At 41.4% G+C, this 11458-nt stretch carries 11 protein-coding genes and 1 pseudogene; 4 read left to right on the top strand and 8 right to left on the bottom strand.

Features of this window, described 5'->3' with window-relative positions:
• The coding region (locus tag JWQ54_RS03190; RefSeq protein WP_299580096.1) for a hypothetical protein at nucleotides 1-595 on the top strand (595 nt) is incomplete at its 5' end.
• A 261-nt stretch (nucleotides 596-856) separates the two neighbouring features.
• On the top strand, nucleotides 857-1633 hold the full coding sequence (locus tag JWQ54_RS03185) for a zinc-dependent peptidase (protein WP_299580093.1): 777 nt from the start codon (nucleotides 857-859) through the stop codon (nucleotides 1631-1633).
• A 14-nt stretch (nucleotides 1634-1647) separates the two neighbouring features.
• On the opposite strand, the gene JWQ54_RS03180 is transcribed toward JWQ54_RS03185, so the two are convergent.
• Nucleotides 1648-4851 (bottom strand): IS66 family transposase, encoded by a 3204-nt coding sequence (locus tag JWQ54_RS03180; RefSeq protein WP_299580090.1) that lies wholly within the window; start codon nucleotides 4849-4851, stop codon nucleotides 1648-1650.
• Between the two features lie 646 nt (nucleotides 4852-5497).
• Here JWQ54_RS03180 and JWQ54_RS03175 point away from each other — a divergent pair.
• Complete coding sequence (locus JWQ54_RS03175; protein WP_299580087.1) at nucleotides 5498-5641, top strand: circadian clock KaiB family protein; 144 nt, start codon at nucleotides 5498-5500, stop codon at nucleotides 5639-5641.
• A 14-nt stretch (nucleotides 5642-5655) separates the two neighbouring features.
• Nucleotides 5656-5769 carry a circadian clock KaiB family protein gene (locus tag JWQ54_RS29130; RefSeq protein WP_367187081.1) on the top strand — a complete coding sequence of 38 codons (114 nt, stop codon included), beginning with the start codon at nucleotides 5656-5658 and terminating at the stop codon, nucleotides 5767-5769.
• A gap of 30 nt (nucleotides 5770-5799) precedes the next feature.
• On the opposite strand, the gene JWQ54_RS29125 is transcribed toward JWQ54_RS29130, so the two are convergent.
• The 7 genes and pseudogenes from JWQ54_RS29125 to JWQ54_RS03145 all read right to left on the bottom strand — a co-directional run bounded on the left by JWQ54_RS29125 (nucleotide 5800) and on the right by JWQ54_RS03145 (nucleotide 11102).
• Nucleotides 5800-5883 (bottom strand): hypothetical protein, encoded by an 84-nt coding sequence (locus JWQ54_RS29125; protein ID WP_367187080.1) that lies wholly within the window; start codon nucleotides 5881-5883, stop codon nucleotides 5800-5802.
• A 116-nt stretch (nucleotides 5884-5999) separates the two neighbouring features.
• Nucleotides 6000-6395 (bottom strand): annotated as a pseudogene (locus JWQ54_RS29120) (sensor histidine kinase); the annotation flags it as partial.
• 76 nt (nucleotides 6396-6471) lie between these two features.
• Nucleotides 6472-6924: a hypothetical protein gene (locus JWQ54_RS03165; RefSeq protein WP_299580082.1), complete on the bottom strand. Its 453-nt coding sequence runs from the start codon at nucleotides 6922-6924 to the stop codon at nucleotides 6472-6474.
• A complete protein-coding gene (locus tag JWQ54_RS03160) occupies nucleotides 6921-9473 on the bottom strand; it encodes a cation-translocating P-type ATPase (RefSeq protein ID WP_299580079.1) in 2553 nt (850 codons plus the stop codon). Before JWQ54_RS03160 ends, JWQ54_RS03165 begins: the two co-directional genes overlap by 4 nt.
• Complete coding sequence (locus JWQ54_RS03155) at nucleotides 9470-10333, bottom strand: universal stress protein (RefSeq protein ID WP_299580076.1); 864 nt, start codon at nucleotides 10331-10333, stop codon at nucleotides 9470-9472. The genes JWQ54_RS03160 and JWQ54_RS03155 overlap by 4 nt, the downstream gene beginning before the upstream one ends.
• Before the next feature lie 116 nt (nucleotides 10334-10449).
• On the bottom strand, nucleotides 10450-10620 hold the full coding sequence (locus JWQ54_RS03150; RefSeq protein ID WP_299580073.1) for a hypothetical protein: 171 nt from the start codon (nucleotides 10618-10620) through the stop codon (nucleotides 10450-10452).
• A 341-nt stretch (nucleotides 10621-10961) separates the two neighbouring features.
• Nucleotides 10962-11102: a chemotaxis protein CheB gene (locus JWQ54_RS03145; protein WP_299580070.1), complete on the bottom strand. Its 141-nt coding sequence runs from the start codon at nucleotides 11100-11102 to the stop codon at nucleotides 10962-10964.
• Nucleotides 11103-11458 lie beyond the last annotated feature (356 nt).

Below are 11458 nucleotides of genomic sequence, written 5' to 3'. Positions count from 1 at the left end.
GAACTTCTATCAAAAGGATACAGGGAGGCTAAGTAAAGTTGCTATACAGCTAAAAGATGTTTACCCTGTAAATAAAATACATTTAACCATCGCCGGCGCTAAATATTACAGACGAAGCGTCAGCATTTATGCGATAAGCGGCAAACAGCATAATCTTATTGGCGATACCCTACTCAGCTCTGCAGGAACCAATAACTTTTTTATAACTACAAAAGCCAAAATTATTGAACTGATCATTGCAAATGACGATAATCCGCCGTTGTCAATTAATGCCATTGATGTCTTTAGTTTAAATCAGTCGGTCATTGGATATTTGACTAAGGGCCAAAGTTATAATTTGGTATTTGGTGATCCGCTTTCCAAGAGTCCAAATTACGATTTGAAATTTTTTGCGGATAGTTTAGATCGTAATTTAACGCTTTTAAATTCTGGTACCGTAGTTGCCAACCCGCTATATCAACCTGATAAAAATAAAACGGATCCACAATTTCCTGCCTGGTTAATTTGGGTGGCTATCGCTTTGGTGTTAGCAACTTTAGCTTTGCTTACTCACAAAATGACAAAGGAGATTGGCAAAAAAGCATATCATGAATGAGGTAAAGCGTGGGGCAAATTACTACTGACACAATAAAGCGCCATCAGAAAACTAACTGTTTTTCGTTAAATATCGCTGATGTTCCCACAATAAATAACAAACAACAAGCTGATTGGTTTAATGCCGAATTATTGTTTTACCTCAAAATTCTTAAATTTTAATGTTTCGAAGGTTTAGGTGACCCGTTTTAAGGCTATACTTCTATTTGACCTTAAAATATTTTCCATATCGGATAATTCCCGATAAATTTATTCCTGCAATATGATCATAGCCTTTATTATTCTGCTTATTATAATAGCTGCCTTTTTTGTCTTCAGGAAAAACAATAATATTGTCCGCACAGACGAGGAGCCGGGCATCAATTACTATGAACTTTTGGACACCCAGGTTTCCTTTTACCATAAACTTAACCTGGAGGGAAAAGCACGGTTTGAAAAACGCATCCGCGAATTCTTTAAGGAGGTCCGGATAGAAGGCGTCGGAACGGTCATTACCGATCTTGACCGTTTGCTGATCGCCTCCAGCGCTGTGATCCCTATATTTGGTTTCCCGGACTGGAAATACCATAATCTGACCAATGTGATCTTGTACCCGGATACGTTTGACCAGGAGTTCCAGTTTGAAGGCGAGAACCGCAATATTTTAGGGATGGTTGGTTCAGGCTATATGAACGGGCAAATGCTGCTTTCCAGGGCGGCTTTGATAAAAGGGTTTTCCCAAAATGCAGGAACGGAAAATGCCGCAATCCATGAGTTTGTTCACCTGCTGGATAAATCCGACGGCGCGACAGACGGCATTCCCGAAAACCTGATGGCGCATCCCTATATCATTCCATGGCTGCATATGGTCCGCCAGGAAATGCACCGTATTCAAAGCGGCGAATCGGATATTAACCCCTATGCGTTGACCAATGAAGCGGAGTTTTTTGCCGTAGTTGCCGAATACTTTTTTGAAAAACCTGAACAATTACAACATAAACATCCTGAACTTTACCAGCAGTTGAGTCAAATTTTCGGGCAAAATCCGGCAGGCAGTTAATGGTGTAACGTAATTTATTTAAGCATTTCATGGCTGAGAAAATCGGGATAACTTACCCAGGCTCCCTGCTTTTTGTAATAAGCGTATGGGTTTTTAGGGATTTCTTTAGCGATGACGCCTAACTGATGTAATTGGCGGTAATGAATCAGGGAATGAATGTATAATGGTTTAAGGAAAGCCCTGGCCTCTTCATAGTCCCAATAGATTTTACATTGATTGGCAATCCGGTCAGTTCCCAGGAATTTGCCCCAGTTCTCAAATTCAGCGTAACTCCTGCTCGGGTCTGATGGCATGGTTTCAGGCTTATTTCCACGCTTACGCCAGGTAACAAAATCCAGTTGTGTTTTTAATCCTAATGCCTGCACATAAGCTTTTGCTTCCGCATAGCTTAACCACTTTCTTTTCTGTCTTCCGCTTTTATTACCGGTCCCGAGCCAGTCGCCCAGATCTATCCACCCGGTATGTTTATAAACCTTTTCCGGGCTGTAGGGAATATTTTTTGGCCGTTTGCCGCTGGCCAGCCATGTCCAGTATTCATCCCTGTTCTTTAATCTCAACTTTCGCATAAATGTCCTGGCCTTTTCAAAGGGCATGACATCAAAACCTATCCAGTCGTGCCAGTCGACCCAGCCTTCATTTTTATAAGTTCGTTCCGGGCTGGAGGGAATAAAAGCAGGACGGTTGCCCTTGCCTTTCCATTCATTCCATTCCTTCTTCCGTTCAAATCCTAACCTGCCTATATACAATCGGCCTTGGTCAAACGGCAAGAAACCAGGTAAAGCCTCCGGCTGAACGTTTTCCCAAATGCCTCTTTTTCTTCTTAAAAAGTCAAGGAATGAAATATTACGGTAACGACAGGTTTGCGCTACGGTCAGCATTTGCAGAAATTCATTGATCCCCTTGACGTGCATTTGCCCCTTTACGCCCCGCCGGTGTTGGGCGAATGCTTTTACTGCGGCTTCGGCGTTATTATTATTCCAGGGTACATTATCGTGATGCAGGAAAGTCCAGAGTTGATCCCAATGCTTTTTGAAGCGTTTGGTGTATTTTAGGGATAATTCACTTTTATAATCACGTTCTATAAATTCTTTAAAGAATAGCTCTGTATCCGTTATATGCTTTTCTAAGTGTGTTTTCTTTAAGCCATGTTTATCTATCGTTTCAATCATCTTGCGCAGTAACTTGCTGAAGGCGGCTACTATGGCTTTATATTCTGCATCAAATTGATTTTTAAACAGGTCATCATTCAGGTCACGGATAAGGTGGATAAGACATTTCTGGCTTTTGACATTGAGGGTGTCATAGCCGGGATAAAAATCGGAAATGATGATGCCCCTATATCCCTTTAATAATTCCTGTAAGAAACCTACCTCACGGGTAGGCGCATAATGGTAAAACACCGTATGGGTAGTTGCAAAAACCCATACGTACCCGGATTCACGTGCCAGCTTGATGGTGGTTTCATCAATATGAATGACCGGGCAGTTCAGCACAATAGTCCTGATATAATCTGCCACAGGTGTCCATGCCCGGTTCCACCAGCTGTTTTTATAGCTCACCAGGTAAAAAGGGCTGATCCAGATCCCGTAATGTTCTTGTATCAGATTGCTGATCATAGCATTGCTGATATGGTAGTTAACATAGTAATTGATGACCAACGCGAACAGGTTATCGCCATAATGCATCATTCTCAGATTTTTGTTGCCGGTTTTCATTCCGCATTTAGCACATTTGGCCGTGCCCGAACGGTATTCTGTCACATGCTGACGAATGCCCGAGGCGGTGAACTGTAGATCTGTTTGTTTTACCGAGGTTTTGGTAGTTCTGCTTTGATAGAGTTTATTATTCCCACAATGCGGGCATTTCTTTAGTGGCGGGACAATGATAACCTCGTTCGCTTTCTTTGGCTGCCAAGCAATGGTGCCTTTCCGGGTTTTGGGTTTATGATTGAGCGATGTTGCTGCCGGGGTTTGTCTCTTTAATTCATTGCGCCAATAGATTTTATTACGCTGGTAGTCAAAATAAGCCGCTTTACTGATCTTTTGAAAGTCCTCTCCGTAGTCCAGGTTATTTTGCAAATGGTACGGTGTATATTTTTTCATTTGTGCTACCTGCTGTACATGCTCCTGATCAGCGCCTGCGGCTAGTTGGCAGAACCACCGATGTACGTAATAGAGCGCGCTGCAATCATCCTGATTATACCGGATCAGCTTCTTTTTCAAGCTATCTGACTGTGTATCTTCCCATTGCCTGCGCCAAACTATACTTAAAAATCCATCCGCTTCCGGGTCGCTCCATTTAAAGCTCAAAAAAGCGCCTAATTCTTTTAATCCGTTACCATAGGTCGGCGGGTAAACATGGGTCCGCAAATAGCCTAACAGGTTGACCATTCTTTTTTCGATGGCAGGCCAGTGTTTCAGGGATTTGGCCCATTTCTTTACCGCCATTTTTAAAGCTTTGGTTTCGTAGCTGCCATAGTGATAAATAGCTGCATCAGGGTATTGATGGAGCAGACTAAACAGCATTTTAAAATTTTCTTCTTCCTGCCCTTTATGATCCGACCAGAGGGAGAAGCTTTTCTCCTGTTTTCCATCTTGAAAAATTAAGCCGCCTAATAAGTAAATATGGTTTTCATTGGAAGTGCCTTCAAAGTCGAGAAAGATAGCCGCCGAACCATGATCGAAAACCGGCGGTTGCAGGATAAAAGTCTTTTGCTCCCTTATAGCTAAAGCCTTCAGTTCCCATAAATAACTGCTTTGAGGGTTAGGTGCCCGCCTTCGTCTCGGTTTAAATAAATGGGAAAGTTGTGTAATGGTGGTAATTCCTTTGTTGTGATATTTCGCCATTGCTTTTGGTGTCATAGCGGCCAACAAGCTGATGCAGTCCCTTTCTTTGAGCTTTTGGTAACAGTCGTTTTTAAACTGGCATGCTGAACACTGGGGTATTTTGTAAAAAGATGGTGATTGGTCTTTGCTTAAAATGGTTGCTGTATCCGTTAATAACTGTTTGGCCCGATGATATTGTTTAGAAGATTTATTCACAACTATGTTTTGTACACCGTTGGCTGACTGCTGACTGATTTGCCAGGCCGAAACTGCAATGATATTTAATCCGTTTTTTAAATCTCCGGAGATTTCAGCTATTTCTTCTTTTGATAACCGCCATGCTTTATAGGGACAATAAAGCATCGCTTCCAGGGTGTTTATATCAGGTTGCATATTTTTGCCGTTGAAATAAAATAACGGCAAAAACTGTTTTCGCGATATGGAAGGTAAGAGGTCTATCCCTAAATGGGCGATACAGTCATTTTCCGGTTATCAAACCTGTTTAGGATCAGGCCTCGTTCTTTGGTGAATATCCCGAAATCGATCTGGTCGGGTATCCAGGTCAGGTCACTGTAAACGGGCCGGACAAAATAAAATACGCAAAAAAAAGAAGCCGAGCCACGCAAAAGAATCGGCTACAAATCATATGAGTTATAAAAGGGGAAGTTTCGCGCATATAACCCCGAAAACGCACTGAATCGGGTCTGCAAATTTGACCTTCGAAATATTAATTCGTTTCGGTTAAAAATAATTCATTTAGACACAATACGATAGCTGTCTGACCTTCGAAAATTACTGTAGCTTTTAGGCGAAAACTTAAATTTGCGGCTTTTTTTAATATTTAAAATGATAACAAATTATACCTAACTTTTCTATTTAAAAAAACCAAAAAAATATGAATCGGGCCCTGCGCCTATTAAACCCTTCGATCTTGAAGACTTATTGACCATCGTCCACCTTCATGTCGAGCCCGGTCTGGTTAAGCAATTTGGCTAGAGGCCGAATTTATTGCTTAATTATAATTTAGTTTAAGACCATTATGAAAATAGAAGAAAAACATATTCTCACGCTTTATATTGCAGGGAAAACCCAAAAGGCAATACGGGCCATTGAAAATATCAATAATTATTGTGAAGAACATCTGCAAAATAGCTATGTACTGGAGGTGGTTGATTTAAAGTAGCGGCGAGTGAGCAGATCATTGCTATACCTACACTGATAAAGAAACTGCCGGCCCCTATCAGAACCCTGGTAGGAGATCTTTCTGATAAGGAAAAAGTTTTGATCGGTTTGAATATTAAACCGGCTTAAAAAATACGGAGTACCTTCGATTAAACATGCTTATCTGATTGGAAGCGTAAACTTAAAGGTGCTGCCCTTGCCGACCTCACTTTCGACCCAAATCTTACCCTTGTGCCGCTGAATAATTTCGGCACATAAATAGAGCCCGATCCCAAACCCGTCATTTTTTCGGTTTCCTTGCTTTCAACGCGGTAATGCGGAAGGAAGAGTTTTTCGATATCCTGCGATGAAATGCCCAGACCGTGATCCCGGACGTTTACCGTTACTTTATCGTCCCGCAGTGCGCAGGTGATCTCTATTGGCTCCCCATTCCCGGAATATTTAGCAGCATTACTGAGCAGGTTGACCAGTACCTGCTCTACTTTGTCGCGGTCTGCGTTGATCCGGATGCTTTCACAGGGTAGCAGGACGATTCGGTGGGAAGACGTAATGAAAAGTGTTTCTTCAATAACTTCGCTGATCAATTCCTCCAACAAGAATTCTTGTTTGGTCAAATGGATCTTACCTGCTTCGGCACCGGATAGGTTGAGCAGGCTATTGATCATATTCAGCATTTTTTTGACTTGCTTTTCCACTTTGGATAGGGTGCCGATGGTAAAACTGTCTTTTTGTTTTTTAGCCCAGTTACTCAGCATTTGCACATAAGCCTTCAATGCCGTGAGCGGGGTTAGCGTAATGATCATGGGCTTTTTATATTTCAGTTGTTACTAATCATCTTTTATATAAATTTCTAACTTGTGGTAACAAAGCGACATATATCAGGCCGACCGCAAAAAGCATATAAAAAGTATGCAGCCAATGCACTGTCTGGAGAAATACCATTTGGAATTGAATCCAGATAATTAAAGCAAAGGCAACATAAACGCTATAGGTCCACGACCAGTGCATATCAGGGAAGCAATTCAACTTTTCCGCTAATTTACATGCCGGTTTTTTTAATAGTGCCGGTATTAACAGGCAGGGGGCAAGGCCAAGCATGGTAAACAAAATTATTCCCGGTATCAAAAAGCTATTAAAAGGCGATCTTTCTAACATCGACACAGGCATTCCTAATAGTGCGCCCATGGGTGAAATAATCAGCACCGCACCACCTCCAATTGCTCCTAATCCAAGAAATGCCAGCAAAAAGAGCAGTATATTTTGTGTTGTTTTTGTTTTCATCATTTATTACCCGGATGTCTTATTCTTTTCCTCCATTTTATGGCTTCAAACCATATGACTGATAAGAATCCTATACCAATACTAATCGTTAATTGCATCAGGTTCAAAGACTCAAATTCAAAGAATCTGGTCAGTGGTTGCACAAAAAGCAGTATGCTTAAAAGAGTGATCGTTAGGCAGATGATGAGCAAAACCAAATTATTCCTGTATTTCATCGTGCTGAAAACGGAATAATAAAAGGAGCGGTTAACTAAGGTTAAAAATATATTGGCAGCAATTAAAACAGTAAAAACCATTGTACGGGTAAGTGATTCATTAGCGTCCTGGTATACCGCATACTGATATACGGTTAAAGAACCGGCAGTAATCATTAACCCCTGGATAATGCTGGTGGTTAGCTCCTTCCCGTTGAAAAAAGTACTGGTGAACGGCCGTGGCTTCTGCAGCATGGTATTTTTTTCCATCGGCTCATTTTCATAAATAATGGAACAGGTGGGTCCCATGATCAGTTCTAAAAAAATGATGTGTACCGGTGAAAAAATGTTGGGATATACCCAACCCAACGCCAATGGAATAAATACAGTGAGGACAATGGGGATATGGATGGAAATAATGTATTGAATGGCTTTTTTCAGATTGGTATAAATTCTTCGGCCCATAGCCACGGCGTCCACCATTTTCGAAAGATCATCTTCCAATAAAATCAGGGAAGCCGCCTGTTTAGCTATCTCTGTTCCTTTTTTACCCATCGCAATCCCGATGTGCGCGGCTTTTAATGCGGGACCATCGTTTACGCCGTCCCCCGTCATGGCTACAATTTGTTTTTCAGCTTTTAACGCGTTGATTATTTTTAATTTAGCATCAGGGAACATCCGCGAAAACAAGTTGGTATTCGTTACTTTTTTCTGTAATTCTGTATTCTCCAATGTCATCAGTTCATCGCCGCTTATACTTTTTTCATAACCCTTAAAGCCAACCTCTTTAGCGATGGCCATGGTTGTTGCGGCATTATCGCCGGTAACGATCTTAACGGCTATTCCTGCTGCATAAAAATCTTCAAATACTTGTTGTATATTCTGCTTTGGCGGATCGTAAAAGGCGACTAGACCTTTAAATATGAAACCGAATTCCCGCTGCGTAACCGGATAATTATTACCGTCAAAATTTGCTTCGCCTACAGCTAATACCCGGTAGCCGTCGGCTGTTAATGTGCTAATAGCAGCTGTAATTTGTTCTTTTTCAACGGCGTTCAGCTTCGCGACACTAATCAACGCTTCGGGTGCGCCTTTAGCGGCGATGATACGATTACCCTTATTATTCTCAAATACATGGGTCATCATGGGTGGCTTACCCCCTAATGGATACTCATGTACCATACAATATTCAAGCCTTTCATCAACAATAGTAATTTTAGCATAGGCACTATGCAGTGCTACCTCCATCGGATCAAACGGGATCGGTTCACTTGCCCACATGGCCATCCGGATCAATTTTTTTTCATCAGCGCTTAATTCGTCTGTAGGATTAGCAATTTCTCCCGATGCCAATAAAAAAATCCGGGCCAGGCTCATTTTATTTTCCGTGATCGTCCCGGTTTTGTCGGTACATATTACCGTCGCACTTCCGAGTGTTTCAACGGTCTTCATTTGTTTAACGATGACCCCCATTTTCATGAGCCGCCAGGCACCAAGCGCCATAAACGTAGCGAAGGCAACGGGGATCTCTTCGGGCAGAATGCTCATGGCGAGCGTTAAGGCTTTTAATAAACTATCCAGTGCATTGTAGGTATGGAAATAATTGATAGCCCATACAATAAGGAAAACGATGGCTCCCGCGACAACCATTTTTTTTACAAAATTATTGATCTGTAATTCTAAGGGTGTTTTCTCTTCTTTAATCCCCTCCAGGCTTATACCAATTTTGCCCAGCCTGGTTTCCTTGCCGATAGCGGTGATCGTGGCAATGGCCAAACCGCTGGCTACGGTTGTGCCATGGAAAATCAGATTATCTGCGGTTGACGGGTCTTTAGATATGGCTAATGATTCGCCGGTAAGTATGGATTCATTAACAGAAAAGTCGTTGGAATGGATAATGATGCCGTCAGCAGTTATTGAAGTTCCCTCTTCAACCATCAGACTATCCCCGATAACCAGGTTTTCACTTTTTATTTCTTCCATATTGCCATTCCTGATCACCTTGCAGTTAGGTTGGCTAAAAACTTTTAGTTTTTCTAAAGCATTACGGCTTCTTGAATCCTGGTACAAGGAAATAACCGATACCAATATAATAGCCGAAGAGAGAAAAATGCCATCCCCAACAGCACCGCTTATAAAATAGATAATAGCTGCAACCAACAATAAAATAACCATGGGCTCTTTTGCCAGGCCTTTCAAGACATCAAAAAAACCACTTTCCTTTTTAAAGGCTACGCTGTTATACCCGTATTTCTTCCTTGCTTTAAGTACATCCGCAGCGGTTAAACCCTTTATATTGAAATTATTTGCAGGCATAGTTAAAGGCGATTGCATGGCGATAGGGTCGTATTCGTTCACTTGCTGTCACCATGAAAAACTAAAAAGGGAATAGCAATATGACTGGCCATTTTTTGGGTATGGCTGCCTCTTAAAAGGTTATCGAAAAAATTATGCGACCGGTGGAGCATAGCCAGCACATCTATTTGCCCATGTTCACATAACCACTCCAGACCCTTTTCCGCACTGGCGTTTTTCACGACTCTGTAATAGATATTCGGGTAGTCCGCCTTATCTGATAGTTCAATCATAAATTGTTCGGCTCGTTGCTTTAACTGATGTGAAAGGTCCTTTTCATCATCAATATGAGTAAGCAGAATTCCCGCATTAAGAGCCCTGGCCAGCGGTATCAAAGCATAAATAGCTTCCTGATCATGGTCCGGGCGTTTAAAGTCGGTCGCAAAAGCTATCTTTTTTATTGGTGCAATTACAGCTGCCGGAGGAACCAGCAATAAAGGTTTGGTCGTATCATTGATCATGTTTCGGCTGTGATTGCCCAATAAGAAGGTGCTCGGGCCGCTGTTGCCATGTGTTCCTATAATGACCAAGCCGATCTCGTGGCTGGCGATGATCTGATTGATCACATCGGTTAATATACCGGGCTCATTTATACAGCTAATAACGGGCTGAAAATCTGCTGTATGGTTGGCGTGCTCTAAATGCTCCTTCAAATGCGTTAATTCCCGGGCACTGTCATAAAGCAACTCGCCTGACTCTTCCATCGGCCAAACCACAAGCCCGGCCTGGGCCGCTTCAGCCGGGACAATTACAGCATTACATAGGACAATATTGGCTTTAATTTGCCTGGCCAGGTTATATCCATATTCAGCCGCATGTTTTGCGTGCTTCGAGAAATCTGTTGAAATAAGTAATGTTTTCATGGTTGTTGTGTAATAATTTATGGCCAAAAAACTGGCAAATCTGCCTGTTACAAAGAATGTCAGCAACCACATTTCTGCATGATTACCGGACAGGAATAACCAAACCCCATTTCCAGTTAAGGATCTCCGGCATCCAATGTTGTACTCATCTTTGTATTTTCAGAGCCGTTATTCTCAAGCGCTCCTGAAAATAATTTAACAAGTTGGTTCTCTACCCGGTATAAGGCGAATTTAATGCTGGATGAACCACTATTAACTGTCAATATATGAGCTTGATCTGAGTTCATGTGAATGATTAATGCTCTCTTTATAGCTTTAGCGTATTAAGCCTTAATAAGTGGATGTGGAAGTAGTATTGGGCAGAAGATTCAATAATTTAATGACCTGATTGTTTGTTGGCAATTGGTGGTCATTAAGAACTACTATTGGATAAGCGCGGGAAGTTAATAATGTTTCAATAAAAGTAACTTTTTGCCTAAACGACAGTCAAGTGAGGCTTAGCTATTTAAGCCAGCTGATCAGAAATTCTTTAGCCAGGGCTTCTGCTTCATCCGGTGTTACTTTCAGGAAATCAAGATAATTTCCCAGCGTAGTAAAGTTACCATAGAAGCCCTTCTTTTAGTTCTTCTTAAAAATCAGATGATAGATGCTGAATAATGATATAGGATACGCCATCTAATGGTGTATGGTCAAAAAAAGAATTTAGCTCTTCCATGCCGCCGGCAGATGCGCCAATGGCAATGATGTGGTGAGGATCGGCTTTTGACATAATTTTAAGAATGGTAGCAGAATTTTAAAAATTCTTATAAGGTGAGTAGCAATCAAACTTACAACTATTTTTGGAATATGAGGGATTCGAACTCTCGATCCTTTTTTAATAATTAATGCTATATTTAATAGTCAATAGGTTTGGTTACCTAAGTAATTACCGGAATATTGGCTTTATTGGTAATATATTAATTATCAGATATTTATAAAAGATGGTTCACGCCCAGGTGGGCACCAGACAGAATAGCCTTTTATCTTGTGGAAAAAGGCTATTTTTATATCAGAAAATTGAGCACTAACTCCTCAATCGTACTATAAACCTGCTATGAAAATTTATCTAATTAAATCTTTAATGGC

It is taken from the genome of Mucilaginibacter sp. (assembly GCF_028288225.1).
Taxonomy (GTDB): domain Bacteria; phylum Bacteroidota; class Bacteroidia; order Sphingobacteriales; family Sphingobacteriaceae; genus Mucilaginibacter.
The sequence above is the reverse complement of the archived record's forward strand: the minus strand, read 5'-3'. Positions and strand labels throughout refer to the sequence as shown.